Source organism: Kushneria sp. AK178, assembly GCF_053903105.1.
Genome location: NZ_CP096381.1, coordinates 1931282 through 1956989, shown reverse-complemented (window position 1 = coordinate 1956989; position 25708 = coordinate 1931282). Strand labels below are relative to the sequence as shown.

At 57.8% G+C, this 25708-nt stretch carries 15 protein-coding genes; 7 read left to right on the top strand and 8 right to left on the bottom strand.

The annotated features are described in order from the left end of the window. Window positions 1-57 precede the first annotated feature (57 nt). The 4 genes from M1D97_RS08810 to M1D97_RS08795 form a co-directional block, all read right to left on the bottom strand. A complete protein-coding gene (locus M1D97_RS08810; protein WP_456267372.1) occupies window positions 58-714 on the bottom strand; it encodes an OmpW/AlkL family protein in 657 nt (218 codons plus the stop codon). Window positions 715-973: 259 nt separating this feature from the next. After that, complete coding sequence (locus M1D97_RS08805; protein WP_456267371.1) at window positions 974-3094, bottom strand: flagellin N-terminal helical domain-containing protein; 2121 nt, start codon at window positions 3092-3094, stop codon at window positions 974-976. A gap of 170 nt (window positions 3095-3264) precedes the next feature. Continuing rightward, window positions 3265-4551, bottom strand: a complete 1287-nt coding sequence (locus M1D97_RS08800; RefSeq protein ID WP_456267370.1) for a hypothetical protein — start codon at window positions 4549-4551, stop codon at window positions 3265-3267. A 163-nt stretch (window positions 4552-4714) separates the two neighbouring features. After that, window positions 4715-5878 (bottom strand): tyrosine-type recombinase/integrase, encoded by a 1164-nt coding sequence (locus M1D97_RS08795; protein WP_456267369.1) that lies wholly within the window; start codon window positions 5876-5878, stop codon window positions 4715-4717. A gap of 286 nt (window positions 5879-6164) precedes the next feature. Here M1D97_RS08795 and M1D97_RS08790 point away from each other — a divergent pair, with 286 nt between their 5' ends. After that, window positions 6165-6890, top strand: coding sequence for a flagellin N-terminal helical domain-containing protein (locus M1D97_RS08790; protein WP_456267368.1), 726 nt, complete (start codon window positions 6165-6167; stop codon window positions 6888-6890). Window positions 6891-7516: 626 nt separating this feature from the next. Here the strand turns inward: M1D97_RS08790 and M1D97_RS08785 are convergent. Then, the gene (locus M1D97_RS08785; protein ID WP_456267367.1) at window positions 7517-8605 is read right to left on the bottom strand and encodes a FliC/FljB family flagellin; all 1089 of its coding nucleotides are present in this window, start codon (window positions 8603-8605) and stop codon (window positions 7517-7519) included. 1232 nt (window positions 8606-9837) lie between these two features. Here M1D97_RS08785 and M1D97_RS08780 point away from each other — a divergent pair. From M1D97_RS08780 to M1D97_RS08765, 4 genes are all read left to right on the top strand, one after another. Further along, a complete protein-coding gene (locus M1D97_RS08780; RefSeq protein WP_456267366.1) occupies window positions 9838-10554 on the top strand; it encodes an RNA polymerase sigma factor FliA in 717 nt (238 codons plus the stop codon). A gap of 839 nt (window positions 10555-11393) precedes the next feature. After that, entirely contained in the window at window positions 11394-12218 is an 825-nt protein-coding gene (locus M1D97_RS08775; RefSeq protein ID WP_456267365.1) for a helix-turn-helix domain-containing protein, read from the top strand. A gap of 235 nt (window positions 12219-12453) precedes the next feature. Next, window positions 12454-13737, top strand: a complete 1284-nt coding sequence (locus tag M1D97_RS08770) for an efflux RND transporter periplasmic adaptor subunit (protein WP_456267364.1) — start codon at window positions 12454-12456, stop codon at window positions 13735-13737. A 15-nt stretch (window positions 13738-13752) separates the two neighbouring features. Further along, entirely contained in the window at window positions 13753-16980 is a 3228-nt protein-coding gene (locus M1D97_RS08765) for an efflux RND transporter permease subunit (RefSeq protein ID WP_456267363.1), read from the top strand. A gap of 483 nt (window positions 16981-17463) precedes the next feature. On the opposite strand, the gene M1D97_RS08760 is transcribed toward M1D97_RS08765, so the two are convergent. Both M1D97_RS08760 and guaD read right to left on the bottom strand, forming a co-directional pair. After that, window positions 17464-18837 carry a uracil-xanthine permease family protein gene (locus M1D97_RS08760; protein WP_456267362.1) on the bottom strand — a complete coding sequence of 458 codons (1374 nt, stop codon included), beginning with the start codon at window positions 18835-18837 and terminating at the stop codon, window positions 17464-17466. A 92-nt stretch (window positions 18838-18929) separates the two neighbouring features. After that, the gene (gene guaD / locus M1D97_RS08755; protein WP_456267361.1) at window positions 18930-20246 is read right to left on the bottom strand and encodes a guanine deaminase; all 1317 of its coding nucleotides are present in this window, start codon (window positions 20244-20246) and stop codon (window positions 18930-18932) included. Window positions 20247-20515: 269 nt separating this feature from the next. Between guaD and M1D97_RS08750 the strand changes: the two genes are divergently transcribed. Together M1D97_RS08750 and gltS are read left to right on the top strand one after the other, a co-directional pair. Further along, entirely contained in the window at window positions 20516-22294 is a 1779-nt protein-coding gene (locus M1D97_RS08750) for a methyl-accepting chemotaxis protein (RefSeq protein ID WP_456267360.1), read from the top strand. 539 nt (window positions 22295-22833) lie between these two features. Beyond that, window positions 22834-24021 carry a sodium/glutamate symporter gene (gene gltS, locus M1D97_RS08745; RefSeq protein WP_456267359.1) on the top strand — a complete coding sequence of 396 codons (1188 nt, stop codon included), beginning with the start codon at window positions 22834-22836 and terminating at the stop codon, window positions 24019-24021. A 121-nt stretch (window positions 24022-24142) separates the two neighbouring features. Here the strand turns inward: gltS and M1D97_RS08740 are convergent, their stop codons facing one another. Continuing rightward, window positions 24143-25597: an SLC13 family permease gene (locus M1D97_RS08740; RefSeq protein ID WP_456267358.1), complete on the bottom strand. Its 1455-nt coding sequence runs from the start codon at window positions 25595-25597 to the stop codon at window positions 24143-24145. Window positions 25598-25708: the final 111 nt, after the last annotated feature.

The window sequence follows — 25708 nt, the reverse complement described above, 5'->3', positions numbered from 1 at the left end:
AATGCGCCACCACCAGACAATCAGGAAAAATAAAGACGCCAGTAGTGGCGTCTATTGTCAGAAATGAAGCCCCAGACCGGCGCTCATGATCAAAATATTCAAGCGTGATCTGGCGTTGAAACCATTCCCCTCAAAGCGCTGGGTCGGCAGCATCACATAGCGCATGCTGGCACTGGCAAACCACGCCCCCCATAACGGGTAATCCAGGCCGGCATCAAGCAGCGGGCTGGTCAGCCTGCCGGCCCTGAAATCGGGCACACCTTCTTCCGGGTCGATACTTATCGGCCAGGCATGGTTGAGACCAAGACCCAGCCAGGGCCTGAGAGCGGTCTCCGGGCGAAAGTGATACTGCGCCACCAGTGAGACGCTACCGCTTTTGATCGTGCCGACTTCCAGATCGCCCAGCAGGCTATCGCGCAGTCGATAATCGCTTGAGAAGGTGCCGCCGCTCACTTCGATGGCCCAGTGGTCCGTCAGGAAACAGCTCACATCCAGCGTGGGTAATACCGTCGATGGTGTGTCCAGATGGCCGCCCAGTGGGGTAGTGCGGCTTGTTTCATGCGTGGGAATCAGGCCGGCTACCTTCAGGCGCAGCAGCCAGTCGCCTTGTTGAACGTCACTCGATGCTGCCCGGGACAGCCCGGGCAGCATGAACAACGCCATCAGTGCGATAACCATCAGGGAAGCTGGAAAAGGCCGCGTGATTCGAAACATGACAACATTCCATAAAAAGTGATGGTCAGGCGTACCGGCATAACCTCCATGAAGGCGATGATTCAGCGCGAAAAACGACGTCGTATGACGAATCGAAAGCACTGTCTGATGGCTGAAATAACGGCCCGGGGCAAAGTTTCTTTAACATTGTGTAACAAAAAGGCTGCCCAGGGTGTGTTGTTACCGGGCAGGAGAAGGCCATTAAAAGCGGGCAGGGAAAAGCGGAACGTCGGTATCAAGGCCGACAGCCGGTTCACGTTCAACGCAGCAGGGCGAGCACGCTGTCGAGGCGCTGATTGGCCTGGGCCAGCACCGCCGTACCCGCCTGTTGAATGATGCGGTCGCGGCTCATGCTGGCGGCTTCCAGGGCGTAGTCGGCATCCATGATGCGGGATCGCGCCTCGCCCAGGGCACCGATGGTATGGCCCTGCTGATCGATGATCGCGCTCATGCGGTGTTGTGTGGCGCCCAGCGCGCTGCGCTTGTCATCGACCCGGGCGATGGCGCGATCAAGCGCGGCAAGCGGGTCATCCGGTGTTTTAAGGCGAATCTCGGGATTCACTTCCGTCAGCTCCACCGTGCTGTGGGTATCGGGCACATCCGTATTGGCGCGCACGTTCATCCGATAATAAATGATCAGGTCGCCGCTGCCGGTACGCGTCTTGAGCAGGGTGCCCATCTCTTGCGTATTGACCAGGGTGGCGGAGCGATAGCCGGTGGTGTCATCACTACCGCTGGCGGCGCGCAGAAAATACTGCCCGTCGGCATCCACACGCAGGGCGTCTTCAATGCGACGGCCGTCGCGGTCGGTGTAGCTGGCGGTGACGTTGCGCGGGTCAAGCGTAATGGTAGAGGTGCCATCGACCGTGTCGCGCTCGGTCGTGATGGCGTTGTCGGGGGATGTGATCGACGTCTCCGTCGTGGCGGTGGTAATCACCTGCGGCCGGCTGGCGGTGACACTGTCCGCCGTGACGGCGTAGTAGCGTCCGTTCTGCTCGAGATAGTACTGACCGTCACCGGACTGCGTGAGCGTCGCCTCCTGAAACGAGCCCGTCGCGCCGTTGGCATCAAGATAGCGATGGCGAGCATCGTCGATCGACTGGCCATTGACCTCGGTGACCGGCTGGGTGGCCGGCGCGGACGCCGGCCAATCCGCGGTCGCCCTGACGATATAGCCATCCGGCGTGCTCTCAACCGTGGCCGGATAAAAATCGCCATTGGAGGTCGTTAGATAATCCTCATCGCCCACTCGGCTCAGCGTCGCGCCGCTAACGGCCTGCCCGCTACTGTCGAAATAGTCGACGTCCTCGTTGCTGAACGCCACGCCGTCAATGGTGGTCGCCGGCGAGGGCGGCCACACGGCCTCGTCGCTGCTCACCCGGGCATCGATGGCGGCCGGGGCGGTGGTGACATTGGCTGGGGAGTAGGTGGCATTAGGGTCACTGCCGCTTTTAATGAAGTGCTGCGTCCCGGTCCTGACCAGCTGATGGTCACCTTCCAGCGGATTGCCGCGGCTGTCGCGAAAGACGCTGTCCACGTCCTCGATTCGATATCCCTGATGGCTGGTGACCGGCGCATGGAGCTGCTGACCGATATCGATGCGAACCCGGCTGGCATCCGTGGCGGTATCGTGGGAGGCCTCCACACTTGAGGCGAAATAGACCGTATTGCCCGCGCTGTCCTCCGCGCGGGTGTACCAGTCGGCCGGATAATCGGCCGTGCGGGGACTGGCCTGCATCAGCTGCGGGTTGTTGTAACCGGTGGGCAGGGCAAAGTCACCGGCTTCGACGGCGATATCCCGCGCCCGGCCCGTGACGATATTGATATCGGTGACCTCGCCGCTGATGCCGGCGACGGTGAAATCGGTCAGCCCGAGCTTCTCCACGCTGAAGCCGGGCGGGTTGAGATCCACGCCCAGGGTGTCGCCGTCGTTGGCGCCGACCTGCACGTTGACCGTGCCCGCCGAGCCATCGAGCAGGTTGACGCCGTTGAACTCGGCCTGCGTATTGAGGCGATCGATCGCCTTGAGATTGTGATTGATCTCCTGCTGGATGGCGTCCTGATCGACCAGCTTGAGCGTGCCGTTCAGCCCCTGCACGGTCAGCTCGCGAATGCGCTGTAAATGGTCATTGACCTGCGACAGCGCGCCTTCCGCGGTCAGCGACATCGAAGCGCCGTCGTTGGTGTTGCGCCGGGCCTGCTCGGTACCGCGTATCTGCGCCTCCATCCGATTACCGATCGCCAGCCCCGCGGCGTCATCGGCCGCTGAATTGACGCGCCGGCCGCTGGAGAGCCGCTCGATCGCCTGATTGAGTGAGCGCTGGGTCCTGTCGAGCTGGTTGTTGACCGAGCGGGACAGCGTAGAGGAGGTTGTAATCATGCCGCTCCTGAAAAGGCGGTTTATTGAATAAGGGGCGTAACGGCCAAAGTTTGCTGAGGTTTAGCCGGAAAACAAGTGTGCGCCATGTTTGATGCCGGAATGTGAAAAAAGGCGTATGGCAGCGGTTTTGCCAGACGTGGCTGAGCGTACGCAATGCTCGCTGCAAGCGGTTACTCCGGGTTGGCGCCATCGCTCTTTTCAGCGGCGGCATGCAGCTTCGTAATGTCGTCGCGATGAAAGCTGATGCACTGATCGGACGTTTTGCGAATCTGATCCATGCTGGACCACGTGAGGTCGATATCGGCAGGGCAGAGCAGTCTGATGTTGCCGAAGTTGAACAGTAGCTTACCCTTGAGCTGTAGAGTGTTTCCATTTGCTTCATATTTACCCCAACGCTCAGGGGTCAAGCTGTATCTGTAGACTGCCGGGACGTTGTAGTAGCGAGCAGTTTCGTCAGTCATGCCAAGCCCCTTACCCAGGTTCAAGGCTGCTACGCCTAAAAGGTTTCCGGTACAAGCCATCAGGATGGCCGTAAACACTATCCAGCCTATAAAAAGTGCGATAATCTTGTTTTTTATATTGCTGTGGTTTTCACTGTTGCGGCACGGGCGTGCCAACAGGTAAAAAACACCCGGAAGAAGTGTAGTTGTCATGCAGATAAAACAGTATGCAGCAATTAAAGCATAGTCGTGCCAATTCTCTTCCCAATTGTTAAACTTGAAAACAAGATCGACAACAAAAAAGCTCAATATTGAGCTGGCGAACAGAAAAAATAATATTTGAAAATGTACAAATGCTATTTTTATAAATCCCGGGAATTTTCGATAATGCCTGCTGTTTATTTTGACTTTGATTTCCTTCCGCATTATCAAGACATAAAGAATTATCATCGATATCAATAGTGCCAGCAATATTTGAGAGGCCGTCACAGAAGTTCCTGTCTGTACATCAATAAAAACTGATATTATGAATATTGCTAAAAACGTGCAAATTCCTGATATGGCAGTGATACACGCTCTGGTGTCGTATCTGTCAGACATTCTGGCTTCTATTGCTGTTCTGTCGCATGCGAAAATTAGAAAATAGGAAGGCAGGGCGAAAATGGTAAGAGCAACAACACCCATGACTGCCAGAAACGCGAGAACGTAAATAACGATGGCGCTGTCGTTCAAGGCAGTTACAAATATATCGGGTCTTCCAATAATGCGCGTATATGCATAAAGATAACAAAGACCAAGGGCTGTAAAGAATAGCCCGTAAACCGTTTTTGATAAAAATATTTTTTTAAGATGTGTTCTGGTATCCATATACATACATATCTCAAGTATGGGTTGCACAAGGCTGGCCAGTCTTGTTGTTGAGGCTTTGGCCAGATGTGTTTTTCTGGAGCTATCCATGATTTTAAATGATGCATCACGCCTTGTGTCATCATGGCGACCAATGCCGTCCTGAGTCACAAAAGGAAGGCGCCATGTTTAATCATCTCGTAGGTCGATAAAAAGGCCGCTGACGCCTACTTTCTCAGGTTTTGCGTTTTTGAAACGCTGAAAGTTCAGGCTTTTCAGCGTCTCAAATATCGAGGTTCGAAGGACGCTACCCGAATGCCGGGTCGGCGGGGCGTTACGACACCCGGATATCAAACAGCCGGTCCATGGTGTTGAGCGTCTGACGCAGATGCTCGGGGTCCAGATGCGCGTAGCGCTGGGTGGTGGTGATGTTGGTATGACCCAACAGCTCCTTGACCTCGTACAGCGAATGGCCGCTTCTGACCAGCGTCGAAGCGAAGGTGTGGCGAAGATCATGAATCCGGAAGCCCTCAAGCCCTGCTTCCCGTCGGGCGGTATCCCAGGAGTGGTAGAACATGCCCAGTGGCTGGCCGTGATTGTGTTCGTTGGGAAAGAGCCACTCGGAGCTGTGGCGCGAGGGCAGGGCACGCAGCGTACTCACGGCGCGGGCATTGAGCAGCTTGCACAGCGGCTTGCCGCTTTTGCTCTGCGGTACGTACCAGTGTCCGCGATCCAGATCGATATCCTTCCAGCGTGCCTTGAGCAGCTCCCCCTTGCGCGCCCCGGTCTGTAAGAGCAGCACAAGAATGTACTTGAGCCAGGGGTTGGCGGAGTGCTCCGCCGCAGCGATCAGCCGACGGGCCTGATCGGGGGAGAGGTACTTCACCGGGCGCTGTGCCTCCTTGTACTTTTTCAGTCCCCGGGCAGGGTTCTCGGTGATCCCGCCCACCTGCCACTTCACCGCGCAGTTAAAAAGCGAGCGCAACGATGAAATCCCTCGATTGAGCGTTGCGGCGCTGGCCTGCGGCTCCCGGTGGCGCATCACCTCCTGAACTTCCTGCAGGCCGACGCGATTGACCTTGAGATGTCCGATGATGGGCACGACGTAAAGGCGGATAAACGCCTCATCGGTGCGCCAGCCCCGATTGCGCTGGCGTACGCTGTCCAGGTAATCGCCCCGAAAAAAGGCCTCTACCGTTGGGCATTCGAACTGCTCGCGACGCATGATCATCGGGTCTTCGCCGCTGCTGATGCGAAAATGGAGCTGATGCGCAATGTGCCGTGCCTGGCCCAGGGTGATCACATTTCGATCCCCAATGCGGTATTGGCGCAGTTTTTTATCCGCGTCCCGGTAGCGCAGATACCAGGTCGCACTGCCGGAGGAACGGGTTTCCAGCAGCAATCCTTTTGTCGTGCTATCGGCATAGACCGTCTTGCGTTTTCCCGACTCTACCTTGAGTTTATCAACGCGATTCTGGGTAAATTTCAGCGTCGGCATACATCACCTGTGGGTTTTCTCCTAAAATATAAGCCGTCATTGATGGTTAAAATCAAGAAAAAATGACAGCTAATTTTTAAAAAAGGACATTTTAGCGTCAGAATTGGGTATCTGTTGGGTCAATTTTCAGGTTTTGAATGCCGTCAATTCGGTGCTTAAACCTCGTTGTATCATTGAAAAATAAATACAGCCGCATCATTCATTGTTGGGACACTGATGAGTCTGAATCCGACGATTTTTCCAGCGCTAACGTAGTTGCCTGCTGTGCCTCAAAAAAGGCGAATTCGTGATTTACCGTGCCAAGGACGATGCCGCAGGCCTGGCCATCTCCAACCGCATGGGCGCACAGATCAACGGTCTGAATCAGGCCAACCGCAACGCCAACGACGGTATTTCTCTGGCACAGACTGCTGAAGGCGCCATGGGCCAGGTCACCGACAACCTGCAGCGCGTTCGTGAATTGACCGTACAGGCGGCCAACGGCACCAACACTGACTCTGACCTGGCCTCCATTCAGGAAGAAATCGGTCAGCGCATGGAAGAGATTGACCGTCTGGCCGGCCAGACCCAGTTCAACGGCAAGAACCTGCTGGACGGTACCGAAACAGACATCCGCATTCAGGTCGGTGCCAACGACGGTCAGACCATCAACCTGACCATGGCAGACATGACCAGCGCGACGCTCTTCGCGGGTGGCAGCGGTACCACACCTGATGTCACTGCTGCCGATTTTGATGCAGGTACTGCTCTGGCCGACATCGACGCGGCCCTGCAGAATGTCGATAGTGCCCGCAGCACTCTGGGCGCCCAGCAGAATCGTCTGCAGTCGGTCGTGGAAGGCAACTCCACTACCTCGACCAACCTGTCTGCCGCTCAGTCGCAGATCAAGGACGCCGACTACGCGACCGAAGTGTCGAACATGTCCAAGGCCCAGATCCTGCAGCAGGCCGGTACCTCGGTTCTGGCACAGGCCAACCAGACCACTCAGGGCGTCATGTCCCTGCTGCGTTAATCGCTGCACGACCGTACCAGGAAGGCGCCTTCGGGCGCCTTTTTTGTTGCTTTAACAACATTGTCCATACCTGAAGGTCTTACTGCTGTGGCAGCACAGCCTTCGAGCGCCATTGCGATCTCGTATGAGGAAGGAATTGGTAGAGGTGGGCAATAACCTGCATCAGGACTTACACGCGGGTAACACGAAACATCGCCAGCATTTTATTTGTTTAAACTAATACAATGCGCCCAACAAACACCTTTCATTTTTGAAAAGAACGCCATCGGTTCATTCCGCCGGTTCTTTTTTTCGGGCCATGAGCCTATATCGACTCTTTTAGACACACCTGTCGTCTCTCCTGCTTTTCCACCCTGTTATCACCGCGCTTATTATCCCGGCCGGGCGCCATCCTTTTAGGTCCAATATAAGATTTTTCACATGAAATTACGCTCTGGTATTTAACCAAACTTTACTTCATGTTTGATCCAGGTTAAAAATGCCTTGAATTAGCGATGACTTTTTTGGCTCGGCGCCGCTGCCTTCGTGTCATGCCTGCGAGGGCTGTCGCTCTTTAACAGTATCTAGTTGTTGTTGAACGCAAAAAGGGCGCCCGAAGGCGCCCCTTGATGCTTGACCGCTTGCGATTAACGCAGCAGGGACATGACGCCCTGAGTGGTCTGGTTGGCCTGCGCCAGTACCGAGGTACCGGCCTGCTGCAGGATCTGGGCCTTGGACATGTTCGACACTTCGGTCGCGTAGTCGGCGTCCTTGATCTGCGACATGGCAGCAGACAGGTTGGTAGAAGTCGTGGCGTTGCCTTCTACGGTGGACTGCAGGCGGTTCTGCTGGGCACCCAGGGTGCTACGGGCGCTGTCGACTTTCGCAAGAGCGTCATCAATGGCTTTCAGCGGGTTGGCAGTTGCAGCACTTTCGTAACCTTCATAAGCTGTCTTGGCAGCGTCAAGGTCACCAGTAGCTGCAGCAGCTTCAGTAGAAATATCAGTGAAGTCAGTGGGTGTTTCTATGGCATAAAAGTCGCCTTGGCTATTCTTGAGGGCGTAATTGTCATAGGTACCTGCTTCCGAATCATACTCACCCACGCCGTGCAGTGTATAACCGTCGGGGATGCCCCCAATTTGGGTAGAAGTCTTTTTGCCAGAACCATCATCGGTATCAATAGATGTCAGGGCGCCAGAAGTCCCACCAACTTGGAAGCCTTTTACACCCAGATCTTGGGTCTCGACACTGACCATATTCAGATCGATGGTCTGGCCGTCGTTGGCGCCGACTTGGATCTTGAGCGTACTGTTGCTGCCGTCGAGTAGATTCTTGCCGTTGAACTGGGTCTGCTCGGAGATACGATCGATTTCCTCCAAGCGCTGTGTAATTTCTTCTTGGATGGACGTCTTGTCAGTATCGGTCAGAGTGCCGTTCTGAGACTGAACGGTCAGTTCACGAATCCGCTGCAGGTTGTCGGTGACCTGACCCAGCGCGCCTTCAGCGGTCTGCGCAGCCGAAATGCCGTCGTTGGCGTTGCGGTTGGCCTGGTTCAGGCCGGTGACCTGGGCGTTCATGCGGTTGGAGATGGCGAGGCCCGCGGCATCGTCCTTGGCACTGTTGATGCGGGAGCCTGAAGACAGACGCTCGATGGCGGTGTTCAGGGACTGCTGGGACTTGTTCAGGTTGTTCTGGGCGTTGAGCGACAGAGCGTTTGTGTTGATTACCATTGCCATGTTTGCGATTTCCTATATGTCTTTCTAAAAGGAAGCGACTCTTGTGAGTCGTGTGTCGCGGCATCTGCCGCCTGTTTCAGTTATCGGTACGTCGTGCTGCTTTCTTTAGTGCTTCAGGAAACTTTTTTCTCTTCCTGTTGAAGGGGTTATCGTCTTGCCCCCCCTTCCTTACTGCCGCGGCGCTCCATCTGCCGCTTGTTTCCGTTATCGGTACTTCCTGCTGCTTTCTTTAGGTGCTTCGGGAAACTTTTTCTTCTCGCTGGAAGGGGTGAAAGTCCTGAGCCACCTGTCGTTGCGGTGTTCACCGCGTACCTGCCTTATCGGTACTTTGTGATACCTTCTTTAGGCCAGTCAGGAAATTTTTTCTCTTCCCGATCAGGTGGTTAAACCATCCAACCACCGGCCTTCGCACGCTGTGTGAGTCGTTCACCGTGCTTGCAGGAGCATTAACGACGCGGCGGGGAAACGCTTGAGGGGGCGGGGCGATCTTTTTGAGCAATATCACCGCCGCAAGCGGTCATGGCACGCTATCGTGTTGATGTATCAATATTTTTCTGTATGAGATTTTTTTTATTTTATGGCGTTTGCAAGCGCGGTACGCCCGGGGGCGGGCGGCACAAGAGACTGAACAACCTCATGCTGCGCCCGAGGGCGCGCGCTTCTCCGGCGGCGTTGTCTTTTGATGGGCGCTGCCCTGGTCAACCGCTTCTCTCTATTAACGGCGTCTTTCTATTGGCCACTTCTCTCTATTGACCACTTCTTTTTATTGACCGCCTCTGTCCATTCACGGTTCTGTCTATTAACCGCCTTTTGCCATGTCTCGCTTCTCTACTGGCCACCCCTGTCTATTGACGCCCTCTCTCTATTGACTGGCCGGCTGTTCTGCGGCGCCGTTGCCGTTCGGTGTGGGAGGCGAATGAAGCCGTCATCAGCACCGCTGGATGAGAGGGCACTCGAATATAGCGCGTGAGGAGTTGTGGATGAGGCAGGTCGCGCCGTAAATGCTCTCTGTGAGTGTCTCTATAGAAGAAGGGGGGCGGCCGGTTCAGCGCCGGGGGCCGGGGCGGGCGCCCGCGGTGAGTCGGCGGGCACCCTCACCAATCCCTGAAGAAAGCCGTACTTTTCATGGCTCCTTTCTCATTCGTTTTGGCGTCGGCCTGTCAATAATGGGCGCACAAGACAGGCTGGGTGCATCGTGCACCCCCTCACCAAACGGATTTCAGGATATGGGCATGTATACGGCTCAGGGCAGAATCGATCAGAGGCAACTGCTGGACGACTATATGCCACTGGTTCGACGTCAGGCGCTTTCGATGCAGGTTCGTCTACCGGCCAGTGTGGAACTGGATGATCTGATACAGGCAGGCATGCTGGGGCTTCTGGATGCCTTCAAGCGTTTTGATGCCGATCAGGGGGCGACGTTTTCCACCTATGCGTCCCAGCGTGTCCGTGGCGCCATGATCGATGAGCTGCGCTCGCGTGACTGGCTGCCGCGCAGCGTCCGGCGCAGCGCCCGCGATATCGACCGCACCATCTGGAAACTTGAGCAGCGCGACGGGCGGGCGCCGACCGAGCGTGAGGTGGCCGCCGAGCTGGGTATCGAGTTGAGCGAGTATCAGCAGGTGCTCAGCGATACCAACAATGGCTTTTTGATGACCTATGAGGATGCCAATTCCGATGAGGCCGAGGCCTCACGGCTTTCGGAGGATGTTGAAACCTCTCTCGACCCTCACGATGTCTGGGTTGCCGGCGCCGAGCGCCAGGAGCTGCAAACGGCCATCGAGGCGCTGCCCGAGCGGGAAAAGCTGATGATGGCGCTCTACTATCAGGAGGAGCTCAATCTCAAGGAGATCGGGGCGGTCATGGGGGTGAGCGAGTCCCGCGTGTGTCAGCTGCATGGCCAGGCGGTGGCCAGGCTGCGATCGGCCCTGACATCCAGCGACGAATAAGCCGTTTTTTGAATCTGTCAAGCTCTTCAAATTCTTGCAGGCGCCCCTCGGGCGCCTTTTTTATGGCCGGCGCCTGCCATCCGACTTCATCGCGGCTGGTTGAGAACCACAAAAATAATTCTCGTCTCATTTAGTGTTAATATAATTTTACGCGGCTTTACGCAAAGCGGCTTCGGGATAAAAAGGGGAACAATCCAGGGGGTATATCAGTGATTACCTCGCGAAACATTTCATTGCCATCAATGAGTTGCCGCTTTCAAAAGTACGTATGATCCGGGAATGGGTATGTCATCGACATGCCTTTTTTGTTTCACACTATTGTCATCCCCAAGCCTGTTAAAACCTGAGTCCCTGTGAGGCGCCATGCTGAAAATGCTGGCAAAATGAGGCATTTGCGCGCACTGGGATTAGTTTTCTAATACTATTTCAAATTATTAGTATTATAATAACCATCGTAAAACTTATATTTTATTATATATTGTAGTTCCTGTAAGTTTAGCTTTTAACTGCTCGTTCAAAGTGTCAAAGCGCGATTTTAATAATCTTTGACAGTTTCATACTTTACTTGATCAGCCCTTCCCTTATTCTGCGTACAACTTTCAGCGAGTCAGCACTGAAATATTGTCGTCATGCCGACAGCAGGTTGTGCGTTATTTCCTGCGGCTTCGATGTCTCGATAGTGCCGGTGCCTTCCTGAAAACGGTTAATGCGCTAAAGGATCTGACGCTGGGTCATGCCATGCCGGCCCCTGACACAGCCTCCGCCCTTCAGTGCGAAGACTCTGGCGCACAGATGCGTCGTACCGCATACCAAATATTACCGAGGGAATGGATATGATGATGGACAGCAGAGAATTTGACGTTGCCGCGACTGAAGTCATTCTTCATGAACACACCAACATTCTGATGCCGATGACGCTGGTCGCTCAGCAGGTTGGCCTGTCGTGCTCGCATCTGCGCCGCAAATTCAAACAGTCCTTCGGTGTCACGCCTACTGACTACCATGCTGCGATTCGCCTTGACCGTGCTGCCATGCTGCTGATCTATACGCGCAAGTCCATCATGGAAGTCGCGCTGGAGTGCGGCTATCAGGATCATGCGGCCTTTAGCCGGGTATTTCGTCGTCACTTCGGCAGCTCGCCGCGCGGTTACCGTGACAACATGCGCATGGAGATCGCCACCAACGGTCTGGTGCGCGATGACGCCACGCCGGTCAACGTGGTCGAGCACGACGAAGAGTATTTTCTGGTCATGCGCTCCTTCGGGGATGACAAGAACAGCGAGGAGAGTCTGCGCCAGATGCTGCTGGCCATGTGCCCGCAGCATGCCAAGGAGTCCATCGTCGAATCGGTCTGCTTTTATTACGACGATCCGAACATCACGCCGGCCCATCGCATGCGCAAGGATGTCGGCTATCGCATGACGCGCCGTGCGACATGGAATCCGCCGCTGCCGCTGCGCTGGGTGACGGTACCGGCAGGCCGTTCGATGAGTGCCACGCTCGGCAACGACACGGATCGGGAGCGGTGCTTCAAGCACATGGCGATCCGCTGGGCGCAGGAACACAACGAGCAGATTCGCGTCGATCACTCTCGCGTCATCTACCATGAAGGCATGCGCGATGCCGGCATGAAGAGTCTGGAGCTGCGCGTTCCGCTTGATTGATCGGTCATCACCGGATATTCCCAACGCCCCGCCATGCGGGGCGTTTTTGCGACTATCCTTGATCCTTCGCCGGTGGTAGCGGATGCACGGGACCATGCCATGGCCGCTATTGGGCACCGTTAATTTACATACATACAGGAATGCATCTAAACTGGCGCCATTCTTGGTTTGACCCTCACCGCACGCTCCCCGGCGAGCGTCAGTTGATCACCTAATAAAGACGGATATCATCCAGATGAATCACAAGTTTGCCAGACGGGTCCAGGGATGGAGTCTTGTTGGCGTCCTGTCCCTGTTACTCGTTGCCTGTGGCGGTAATGACGACGAACAAAACGAAGAGCAGCAGGAGCAGCCCCCTAAACAGGCGCAGGTGCAAACGCTCAAGCCCTTTGATCTGGAGCTGGACAAGACCTATCCGGCCATGGTGCGCAGCGACCGCTCCGTCGATATCATCGCGCGCGTCGATGGCACGCTGGAAGAGCAGCACTATCGGGCCGGAGACATCGTGGAGAAGGGCGATATCCTGTTCACGATCGAAAAGGATACCTACCAGGCAGCCGTGGATCAGGCGCAGGCCGACCTGCAGAGTGCGCGTGCCCGTGCCAGCGAGGCGCAGCGTGACTATGAGCGCTATCAGCGTCTTTATCGGAATGGCTCGATCAGCCAGCAGCAGCGCGACCAGGCGCTCAGCCAGCGTGACACTTCCAGAGCCGCCGTTGCTCAGGCGCAGGCGGCACTGGAAAGTGCCCGGATTGATCTGGGTTACACCGACGTCAGGGCACCCGTGGCCGGCCAGGTCAGCCTCAACGAGGTCAACGTCGGCAATTATGTGACGCGCCAGAACCAGACCCGGCTGGCCGAGGTCACCCCGGTCGACCCGCTTGAAGTACGCTTTTCGCTGCCCCAGGACGACGCCTTTGCGCTGCGTCGCCAGCGTCAGATGGAAGGGGCGCCCAACGTAAACGTTGAACTTGATTTCCCCTATGGCCAGGACAGCGGTACCACGGATACCTCCCTTGAAGGCGATCTCGACTTTCTGGGAAGCCGTGTGGATGACGACACCAGTACCGTGCAGGCGCGCGCCATCTTCGACAATCCTCAGCATCTTTTCCTGCCCGGGCAGTTTGTCCGCGTCCAGCTGAAAAACCTGAAGCGCTTCCATGTGCTGGCGGTGCCTGAAGTGGCTGTCACCGAAGGGCTCAAGGGGCCGCAGATCTTTGTGCTCAATGATGACAACGAGGCCGAAAGCCGCTTTGTCACGATGGGAGAACAGGCTCGCGGCTGGGTGATCCTGACAGAAGGCATCGAGCCCGGTGACCGGGTCATCGTCAGCAATCTCGGCGGTATCTCGGGAGGCGACAAGATCGATCCGCAGCCCTTTGATGGCAACACGGATGACACCCCTGAAGACCCTTCCGGCAAGGATGGTGGTAGTGCGAACAACATGCCGGGGCAAAGTACCGGTGTCAGCGGTGACTCCGACCAGACCAGTGCTGATGAACGCAGCAGCGACAATTAAGGGCGAGCCGAATCGATGAATATTTCGAGCTTTTTCATCAATCGGCCGATCTTTGCCACCGTCGTCTCGATCATCATTACGCTGATCGGGTTCATGTCGGTAAGGGGATTGGCTGTCGAGCAGTACCCACAGGTGGTGCCGCCGACCGTGTCGGTCAGTGCAACCTACCCGGGGGCCAGTGCCCAGGTGCTGTCGGAAACGGTGGCCTCGGTACTCACCCAGGAGATCAACGGCGTCCAGGACATGATCTATATCACGTCCACCAGCGCCGACAGCGGTCAGCTGAGCATGAGTGTCTACTTCCGGATCGGCACCGATCCGGACCAGGCCACTATCGATGTCAACAACCGGGTACAAAGGGCGCTGTCACAGCTGCCGACCGAGGTTCAGAACCAGGGGGTCACGGTCGAGCAGCGCTCCAGCAGTGTGCTGCTGTTCACGGCGCTCTATTCACCCAACGGTGAGTATGACCGGCTGTTTCTGAACAACTACGCCAACATCAATATCCTTGATGAGATTCGCCGACTGCCGGGCGTGGGCAATGCCGAAGTACTGGGTAACCAGGATTTCGCCATGCGTATCTGGCTCAATCCGGACAAGCTGTCGCAGTATGATCTGACCCCGTCCGAAGTCTCTACCGCCATTCAGACGCAGAACACGGTCGTGTCGGCCGGCAAGCTCAACGGGGCACCGCAGCGTGAGCCGGGGGCCTATACCTATACGGTCACGACGCAGGGGCGAATGTCCTCGGCCCAGGAATTCCGCAATATCCTGCTGCGAACCAATGAGGATGGGTCGTCACTCAAGCTCAGTGATGTGGCGCGTGTCGAGCTCGGCTCGTCCAGCTATGGCGTTATCGGTCGGGTCAATGGCTCGCCCATTGCACCGATCGCCATCTATCAGCAGCCCGGGGCCAATGCGCTGGAGGTGGCCGAAGAGGTCAAGACCGCGCTGGCCGACATGAAACAGCGCTTCCCGGCCGGGCTTGATTACGTCATTCCCTATGACACGACGCTGTTCATCGATGCCTCCATCGAGGCGGTCTCGCATACGTTTATCGAGGCGCTGCTGCTGGTCGCCGTCATCGTGTTCGTGTTTTTGCAGAACTGGCGCTCAACGCTGGTGGCCATGTCGGTAGTCCCCATCTCGGTGGTGGGCACCTTTGGTGGCATGTATCTGCTCGATTTCTCGATCAACCTGCTGTCGCTGTTCGGCATGATACTGGCGATCGGTATCGTGGTGGATGACGCCATCGTGGTGATCGAAAACATCGAGCGCATACTCGAGGAAGAGCCTGATACGACACCGATGAATGCGGCCTTCAAGGCGATGAAGGAGGTGACCGGGCCGGTAATGGCGACCTCCTTTATCATGGCGTCCGTCTTCATCCCGGTGGCGTTCATTTCCGGCATGACCGGTCAGATGTATCGCCAGTTCGCCATCACCATCGCCATTTCAGTGGGTATCTCGGCGCTGGTCGCGCTGTCGTTCACGCCGGCCATTGCGGCCATCTTCATCAAGCGCCACAAGGATAACGAACCCCGCTGGCTGCAGATCGTCAAAAAGCCGTTTGTGTGGTTCAACAAGGGCTTTGACAAAATCACCAGCGTGTTCATGGCCTGTGTCGGCTTTTTGATCCGTCACTTCTTTATCACCATGGCGCTGTTTGCCGGCTGCTGTTTCCTCTCCTGGTGGCTTTATTCGCAGCTGCCGGCGGGACTGATTCCGGCAACCGACCAGGGGGTCGTCCTCTCCTCGGTCAATCTGCCGGCCGGGTCGTCGGTAGAGCGTACCGATGAGTACATGCAGAAGCTGTCCCAGGAGCTCGAAACCCTTGATGCGGTGGATTATGTGACCTCCATCCCCGGCTACGACCTCGTTTCCGGAGCAGCCAATACGGCCAAGGGCACCATGTTCATTTCGATGAAGCCCTGGTCGCAGCGTGATCTCAACGCCGATGAGCTGATCGGTACCATCATGCAAAAGGGGGCCGGTATTCCGGGCGGCCAGGCCATGGCCTTCAATCTGCCGCCCATTATCGGGCTGTCACCCACCGGGGGCCTGACCGGCTTTTTGCAGTCGCTGGGTGGTGCCGAGGCCGATGAACTCTTCCAGGCCAGCCAGAAGATCATGCAGGCGGCCAATGAGGACCCGGCCATCGCGCAGGCCTTCACGACGCTGGATACCTCGGTGCCGACCTATCATGCGGAGGTGGATCGAGAGAAGGCGCAGAGTCTGGGCGTGAACCTCGGTGATCTGAACACAACGCTTTCCAGTACCTTTGGCAGCGCGTTCGTGAACTACTTCACCCGTCAGAGCCGTAACTTCCAGGTCTATCTGCAGTCCGAAGACGAGTTTCGCCAGTCGCCGGAGAACCTGAATCAGGTCTATGTCCGCGGCGGTGACGGCCAGCGGATTCCCCTGTCGGCACTGGTCACGATGGAGCGTCAGCAGGCGCCCACCACACTGGACCGTTACAACGTCTATCCGGCGGCCAAGTTCCAGATCGCCGCCGCCCCGGGCTACAGTAACGGCCAGGCGATGGAGGCCGTGCAGCGAATCGTTCAGGATCAGCTGGGTACCGAGTACTCGATGGGCTGGACCGGTGAGGCCTATCAGCAGGAGAATGCGGGCAACGCTGCGGTCATTGCCATCGTCTTCGGCATCGTCATGGTGTTCTTGATTCTGGCGGCGCAGTACGAAAGCTGGACGTTGCCACTGGCGGTCATTGCCTCGGTGCCCTTCGCCTTTCTGGGGGCCGTACTGGCCGTCTGGCTGCGGGACTTTGATACCAGTGTCTATCTGCAGGTCGGCATGCTGGTGGTCGTGGGACTGGCGGCGAAAAACGCCATTCTGATCGTGGAGTTCGCCCAGCAGCAGCGGGCTTACGAAGGACTCTCGATCGTGGAGGCGGCCAAACATGCCGCGCTGCAGCGTTTCCGCCCGATCGTGATGACATCGCTGGCCTTCATCGGTGGCACGCTGCCGCTCGCGCTGGCCACCGGTGCCAGCGAGGCCAGCCGAAACCATATCGGTACCCCGGTGGTTGGCGGCATGATCACCATCACGATTCTTGCCAGCCTGTTTGTGCCGGCCACCTATGTGTACATCATGCAGGGGTCACAGTGGGCCAGCCGCAAGCTGGGCATCGGTCAGCAGCAGGAAGGCGAGGCGCAGGGCGAGACGGTCAACGCCACGACCGGACGCTCGACGCACTCTTCGGATGACGACAACCGCCACTGATCGACGCTGTTGTCTGTCGAAGGCCGCACCCCCGGGTGCGGCCTTTTTTATGTCTTTATCCGCTCGGTCATGAATGAAAGTGATGACACGTTGAGCCGTCGTTGCGCCGTATCATGACAGTCGCTGCCCGAGGTCGTGTCCGGTTGGGCCGGATCATTCTCTGCTCGACCCGGCAGCCGGTTCCGGGCGGGGACGGCGCTTTTTCAGGAGACAGCCATGGCAACGCTGACCACTCGAGTCATCGATCAATACGATGGGATCGCATTACCGGCGCATTCATCACGTGCGCGACGATTATCCGAGCCGGGGCGTGGACTGATTGTTGCTTGACCGGGTGCCGGTGGAACTGACGCTGTCACGGGAGGAACAGCGAGGTCATGGTGCTTTTGATACCCCCCCCCTGGGGAACAGCGTCCATCGTGACAGCGGTCACTGCCACGATGGCGGATCAGCCGGGCGAGGTCGAACGTCCCGGCATGCCGCTCAGCGGGGTTCGGCGGCTTCCGGAGCAGGGCCATCCTCGTCTTCGGTGGCCTGACGTTCGGGCAGGATCAGGTGCATGAGGATGGCCAGTAGACCGCCGGTGGTAATGGAGGAGGACAACACGCTCTGCACCAGCTCCGGCAGGCCGGAAAGCACTTCCGGGACCAGCTCCACGCCCAGACCGGCGCCCAGGGAGAGGGCGATGATCATTACCCGCTTGCGGGTCATGCGCTGCTCGGCCAGCATCCGGATGCCCGAGACCGCGATCAGGCCGAACATCAGCGTGGTGGCGGCGCCCAGTACGGGCTGCGGAATGGACTGCAGCACGGCGCCCATGGCCGGAATCAGCCCCAGAATGATCAGGATGCCCCCCACGAAAAGACCGATGTGGCGGCTGGCGACGCCGGTCAGGTGGATGATGCCCGTGTTCTGGCTGAAGGTGGTGTTGGGGAAAGTGTTAAGCACGCCGGCGATCAGGGAGTTGAAGCCATCGCCCAGAACCCCGCCGCGGATGCGTTTTTGATACTCGGGCCCGCTGGTCGGCATGTGCGAGGCGCGTGACGACCCGGTCAGATCGCCCACGGTCTCGATCGCTGTGATGGCAAAGATGAAGGCCACGGGAATAAAGGCCGCCACATCAAAGCCCAGACCATAGCGCAGCGGCTGAGGCAGCTGAAACAGCGGGGCACTGGCGGCGGCGCCGAGATCCAGACGCCCCAGCAGCGCCGCGGCCACGCAGCCGGCCAGAAGCCCCACAAACACAGAGCCCACGCGCAGCATGGGGTGGCGGCTGAGCTGACAGGTCAGCACCACGCCGATCACGATGGCCGCCAGCAGCAGGTTGATCGGATCACCGGGGTTGTCGGCACCATGGCCGCCGGCAATATCGGTGACCCCGACACTGATCAGGCTCAACCCGATCAGGGTGACCACCACTCCTGTCACCGTCGGCGTAATCACGCGCTTGAGGTGATGCAACACGCTGCCCAGCGCCATTTCGATCAGGCTGCCGGCAATGCAGATGCCGAACAGCACGCCCAGCACTTCATGGTCGGAGGCGCCGCGTTCCCGGGCGATCAGGCCGGCCGAAATCAGGGCTGCCACGAAGGAGAAGCTGGTGCCCTGCACGCACAAAAGGCCCGAGCCCAGCGGGCCGACACGCTGGGTCTGAATCAGCGTACTGATCCCGGACACCAGCAGGGCGAGGCTGATCAGATAGGGGGCCTCATCCTGCAGGCCCAGGGCGCCTGTGACGATGATGGTGGGGGCGATAATGGCCACAAAGCAGGCCAGAACGTGCTGGAAGGCTACCAGCGTGGCGGTGTGAAACGGCGGGCGGTCGCCGTGACGAAAGATCAGCTCATTGTCATGCATGGAAAAATCCGCGGAAGTCACGATCGGCGCGCAAGTGTGCCTGAAAGCAGGCGGGAATGGCGACCGCTATCGGCCGCCGGAGGGGCATCGGGTCAGCCGCGGGCGGCGTCGAAGCGTTTTTGACCCATGACGTAAGTGGCGCTGATGCAGCGCTCATCGCCCAGCATCATCAGATTGAAGAGCTGCTCCATGAGGGTCGGCTCACGTCGATCCTTGCGTGCCAGCATGGAAGTGGCGCGCGGATTGATGACCGTGATATCGGCCTCCATGCCCGGTGCCAGGCTGCCGACATGCCGGTCGATATCCAGTACCCGGGCGTTGCCCAGCGTGTGGGCATAAAAGGCCTGCCAGGGCGTCAGCGGCTGTCCCGAGAGCTGCCCGACCTTGTAGGCGTCCTGCAGGGTCTGAAAGGGGCTGAAGCTGGTGCCGGCGCCAATATCGCTGGCGATGCCGACCCGAACCTCCTGTTCCCGCGCGCTGCGCCAGTCGAAAAGGCCGCTGCCCAGAAACAGATTCGAACTCGGACAGAAGGCGATGGCGCCACCGTCATCGGCCAGCCGCTGGCGGACATCGTCATCGATATGAATGCCGTGGGCAAAAATGGCGCGCGGGCGCACCAGCTGGTAATGCGAATAAACGTCCAGATAGTCGCGCGCCTCGGGAAAGAGCGAGGCGACCCAGTCCACTTCCTGTCGATTTTCGGACAGATGCGTCTGCAGCACCATGCCTGGATAGTCGCTCAAAAGGCGCCCGGTGGCGGCCAGCTGCTCTGGCGTCGAGGTCGGTGCAAAGCGCGGCGTAATGGCATATTCAAGCCGGCCGCGGCCATGCCATTGCTCGATCAGCCGGCGGCTGTCGCGGATGCCGGTTTCAGGCGTATCGCAGAGTGCCTCGGGGGCGTTGCGATCCATCATGACCTTGCCGCCCAGTACACGCATGTTGCGATCGAGCGCGGCGCTGAAAAGCGCCTCGACGGAGGCCGGATGCGTGGTGCAAAAGGCCAGCGCCGTCGTTACCCCATTGGCCAGCAGCTGCTCCAGAAAGGCGTTGGCGATCTCGTCGGCCCAGGCGCGGTCGCTGAAGCGACACTCTTCCGGGAAAGTGTAGGTATTGAGCCAGTCCAGCAGCTGGCGGCCGTAGGAGGCCGTGATATCAAGCTGGCTGTAGTGAAGGTGCGGATCAATGAACCCCGGCATGATCAATTGATCGGGCCAGTGATCGATGGGCGTGCCCTCCGGCAGGGTCTCCAGCAGGGCCTGCGCCGGGCCACTGCGCAGGATACGGCCCTCCTGAATAATGACCATGCCATCCCGATGATATTCCACGCTGCCTTCCCGGGGCTCATCGTCCGTGCCTGGATCATCATTGAAGTGCAGGGTCATGCCCCGTAGCGCGTGCAGTGTACTCATCGTGTATCGACTCCCCCTTTGATATTGCCTGTCCGCGTTGACGTTGACAGTGCGTAAAGCAGTGCAGAGCCAGAACATCCTTTACGGGGTGGGCGATCTGGCCTCTGTTCGGTGCCATCGCATACATGACTTTGACCGATGATGACCGGGACTATCGGAAAACGCGTTTTCATGAATATTTACATGGCTTGTGTTATCAACGTTTTTCTCTAATGCGCCGATAGGTTCTCAACGGTGACGTCAAATTTATTCGTTGGGAGAATCCTATCATGCTGGGTCTGAATCGTAGCGTCAGATACAAGCTTGCCGGCAATGTCGTCATGACAGCGCTGGTCATGCTGGTGATCGGCATTGCCGGTATTGCTGGCATAAGGTCGGCCGATCGTAATCTGGAGTACGTTTACAGCGATAATGTTGTTCCCATACAGATGCTGGCGAATCTCAGGGCGGGGCTCTATGCCTCTCGGGTCGACTTCATGCGGGTTCAGATCGATGAAGATACCGGCGTCGCGCGAGAGCTGCTCTCTCGCTACGACAGCGATCATCGGGACCGGCTCAATCAGCTGTGGCAGGGCTATGCCGACCGCTTCGTGGATACACCTGAAGAGGAGGCGTTCGAGGCGAGCGTGACGCCGGCGCTGGCTGCCTACTGGCAAAGCTATGAGCGGTTTTTGACCAATATGGCCAACGGCAGCTTTCCTTCCCCGGGCGATATGGACCAGTTCCGCGATACTTTCCAGACGGTGGCCAGCGGTGTCGGCAGCACGCTCGGTTTCAACGTCACAGAGGCAGAAAGGGCCTATACCGACAGCAGCCAGAGTTCACATCTGTCCCTCATTGCGATCATTGCCGTACTGGCAGCCGCGTTTGTCATCATGAGCGGTGTCGCCTGGCTTTTGATGCGCAATATCATGACCCCGCTCAAGCGCGCCAGCGATGTTTCCGAATCCATTGCCCAGGGCGAGCTGAACAACCATATCGAAGTGACCGGCCGTGACGAGTTCGCCAGCCTGCTGCAGAGCCTGGGCGCCATGCAGCAGCAGCTGGCCCACGTGGTCAACGACGTGCGCGTCAATGCCGAGTCGGTAGGCTCGGCCTCCAGTCAGATCGCCTCGGGCAACGATGATCTGTCGCGCCGTACCCAGGAGCAGGCGGCGAGTCTCGAGGAGACCGCGGCGTCGATGGAGGAGATGACCTCGACCGTCAAGCAGAACGCCGATAACGCCGCCCAGGCCAATCAGCTGGCCGTCGATGTGCGTCAGCAGGCGCGCGACGGCAGTCAGGTGGTCGAGCAGACCACGCAGGCCATGGATGAAATCAGCACCTCGAGTCAGAAGATCGCCGAGATCGTCGGTCTGATCGACTCGATCGCCTTCCAGACCAACCTGCTGGCGCTCAACGCCGCGGTGGAAGCGGCGCGGGCCGGCGAGCAGGGGCGTGGGTTTGCCGTGGTCGCCAGCGAAGTGCGTACCCTGTCGAGTCGCAGTGCCGAGGCGGCCCGCGAGATCAAGACGCTGGTCGATGACAGCGTCACCAAGGTGGCCAACGGCGCCGAGCTGGTGACCCGTTCGGGCCAGACGCTGGGCGGTATCGTCGAGAGCATCAACAAAATGACCGACATCGTCGCCGAGATCGCCGCGGCAAGCCGCGAGCAGTCCACCGGCATCGAGCAGGTCAATCAGGCCATCTCGCAGATGGACAGTGTGACCCAGCAGAACGCCGCGCTGGTGGAAGAAGCGGCCGCGGCCAGCCGCTCGATGGAGCAGAGTGCCCGGGTACTGCGTGAGCAGGTGGCGTTTTTCAAGGTAGCGAAAGGCGGTGCGCAGGCCCATGCTCCGGCACCGGCGGCCAGTCGTATCATGGAAAAGCCGACGCATCACAAACCGGCGTCATCGACGGCTTCAAAACACGCATCAGCGTCCACGGCAGCTGCAGAATCCAGAACGTCTACTGCGCATAGCGCTTCCAGCGAACAAAAAACGTCGAAAAGCCAGAATTACAAGGCGCCCGCGACCACCAGCGATACCGATGAGTGGGAAACCTTCTAGGCCGCGTCGCTGAGCCGCAGTAGGCAACAGTTGTTCAAAAGGATCGCCGCGCAAGCGGCGATCCTTTTTTGTGGCCTTCTGTTCAAGGACAAGGCATCTCAAGGATGACCGATCAGGAAAACATGAAAATGCACTACCAGAGGAAGCTGACAATGGCATAACACAGTCCGGTAATGACCAGGTTGTCTGGGACATATATCCCCCGGTGGCGGCATCAGCAGCGTCGCTGCTGCTCATAAGGGCTTGTCCATGGCCCGATTTGAGCGCTCATTACAGGGGCGGTTTCTGATTATTTTCGCTTGTTGCGATCTTGTTTTTGAAAAGGATTCGATAAGGATGGTTCCCGGGCAGGTTGCTTTTCGTTGTCATCCGAGCGACTTTGGTTGAGGAAAGAGGCTGTCCCGGCCCGGGCCCGGACCCGGACCCGTGAGAAAACAGGACACTACTGGCGCGCTGGGTGCGAGCGGGATGGATGCCTTATACTCGGCGCTGCCTTTTCGGCGTTGCACTGCATGACCCAATAATTGACAGGAATCATTATGACGCCAGGGCCCATAACGACGCTCTTTATTGCCATCGTGGTGCTGGTTATTGGCCAGCAGTGTGTCAAACGAATACGTTTTCTGCGTGAGTTCAATATACCGGTGCCCGTGGTAGGGGGGCTGCTCGCCACCGTTGTCATCACGATACTGCGAGCCTTTGGGATCGAAATCACCTTCTTTGGCGGGCTTCAGGAGCCCTTCATGCTGCTTTTCTTCGCCTCGGTCGGGTTGTCCGCCAACTTCGGGTTGATTCGCGCCGGTGGCAAAAGGCTGCTGATTTTTTTCGCGCTGGTTGTGGGGCTTTTGATCCTGCAAAACATTGTGGGCGTCAGCATTGCCACTCTGTTTGGATTGTCACCCGTGATGGGGCTTCTGGGCGGATCCATCACCATGTCCGGTGGCCACGGTACCGGTGCGGCGTGGGCCGAGGTCTTTACCAATAATCATGGTGTGGACAGTGCCATGGCGCTGGCCATGGCCGCCGCAACCTTTGGTCTTGTGTTTGGTTCCCTGATCGGCGGGCCGACAGCATCATTCTTGATTCGACGCGCCCGGAAAAAGGGGATCAGGATCGAAAGTGATGATCAGGAAGATGTGGCGGATCTCACCGGCAGGGAAGAGCAAACCGATGTCGGCAGCATGATTCGTGTGCTGTGCTGTCTGTTGGCAGGTCTTGTCGCAGGTACCCTTGTGCATGGGGTGCTTGAAGACACGCCTTTCAGTCTGCCGACCTTTGTATGGGTGCTGTTTTCCTGCGTTCTTATCGGCAATTTCCTGCGCATCAGCCGTCTGTATCATGTCAATGACGCTGCCAATAATACGATCGGCAATGTGGCCCTTTCCGTGTTTCTGGCGCTGGCCCTGATGAACCTCAAGCTGTGGGATCTGGCCAATCTGGCGCTGCCGATGCTGGCCATTCTGGTCGTGCAGGTCGCACTGGTCTTTTTCTATACCACTCAGGTGACCTTCAGGGTCATGGGGGGCGGTTATGATGCGGCGGTTCTGGTCGCGGGTAACTGCGGTTTTGCCATGGGGGCGACCCCGACGGCCATTGCCAATATGCAGGCGGTCACCGAACGATTCGGCCCTTCCCGGTTGGCCTTTATTATCGTACCGGTGGTTGGCGGATTCTTGATCGACATTGCCAACGCGCTGATTATCAAGAGTTTCCTGTTCTTTGCCTGACCACAGGACTTTTGCGTCATTGAAATGACTGAATGGTGGTTCTGAAAAACGCGGCATATTCTTGAGCACACAAAAGCCGTCTGCCACTGGCAGACGGCTTTTGTGGTCCGGGGCGGCAGTATCACCAGAGCAGCGACACCAGCGCATACACCAGCAGTGTGATGATGACGGTGCCGGCAAGGTTAAGGAGCAATCCGGCGCGAATCATGGACTGAATCTTCATCTGGCCGGTGGCAAACACGATGGCGTTGGGGGGGGTTGCTACAGGCATCATGAAGGCACAGCTTGCAGCGATTGCGGCAGGCACCGTGATCAGCAGCGGTGAAAGCCCCAGAGAGATGGCCAGTGCGCCCAGCAGGGGGAGAAAGGCGGCGGCAGTTGCTGTGTTGGAGGTGACCTCGGTCAGGAAAATGATGACCAGAACGATAATGGCGATCAGGCCCACCAGCGGGAAAATGGAGAAAAGCGAGAGCTGCTCGGCAATCCAGGAGGCCAGCCCCGAGCTCTGAATGACGCCGGCCAGCGCCAGACCACCGCCAAACAGCAGCAGCACCCCCCAGGGAAGGGACGCCGAGCTTTCCCAGTCCATGAGCTTGTCGTTGTCCTCATTCCCGGCTGGCAGCAGGAAAAGGCCGACGCCTACTGTCATGGCAATGGTGGTGTCGCTGAGCCACTCCAGGCCAAGGTTGTTCAAAAGCGGGCGTGTCATCCAGGCAAGGGCTGCCACGAGAAAGGCAATGCCGACCCGCTTTTCTGCGGTACTCATGTTGCCCAGCTTGCCAAGCTCCTCTTTCAGGAGGTTGCTGCCGGCCTCACTCTGCTCAAGGTCAAAGTTCTGTCGTGTCAGCCACCACCAGGCAAGCAGCATCATGGCAATGGAGACCGGCAGGCCCACGACCATCCATTGTGCGAAACCGATATCGATATCCTGGTTATTGGAGAGATAGCCGGCCAGCAACGCATTGGGTGGGGTGCCGATCAGGGTGGCCACGCCACCGATGCTGGCGGAATAGGCAATCGCCAGCAGCAGGGTGGTGGCATAGCGGCGTACTTCGCTTTCGTTGCTGGTAGACAGCAGGGCAATCACGGAGGTACCGATCGGCAGCATCATGATGGCCGTTGCCGTATTGGATACCCACATGCTGATAAACCCGGTTGCCAGCATGAAGCCGCCGATCTGCTTTTTGGGGTCGGAACCCACCACGATCAGGGTGCGCAGTGCGATACGGCGATGCAGGTTCCAGCGCTGCATGGCAAGACCCAGCAAAAAGCCGCCCAGAAACAGAAAGATAATAGGGTCCGCGTACGCCGAGGTAACGTCCTTGAGACTACCGATGCCCATGGCGGGGGCCAGAATAATGGGCAGCAGAGAGGTCGCTGGTATCGGAATGGCCTCGGTCGACCACCATGTCGCCATCAATAGTGCCAGCCCCACGCAGTGCCAGGCACTGTCTGACATGCTTTCCGGCGATGGCACAAGCATGACCATCAGAATCCATAGCAGGCCCAGCCACAGGCCAATGACCGGTGCCTTGCCTGAAGATGGTTTATCGGTATCGGTTGTCGTATCAGGCATTATTCATTCTCGGTATCATGAATTGAGTTAAAGCACGGGCAACCGATGGATCGGCATAAATGCTCGACTTTATTCATGTTTATAATGAAACATAAGACGATTGTATTTGCG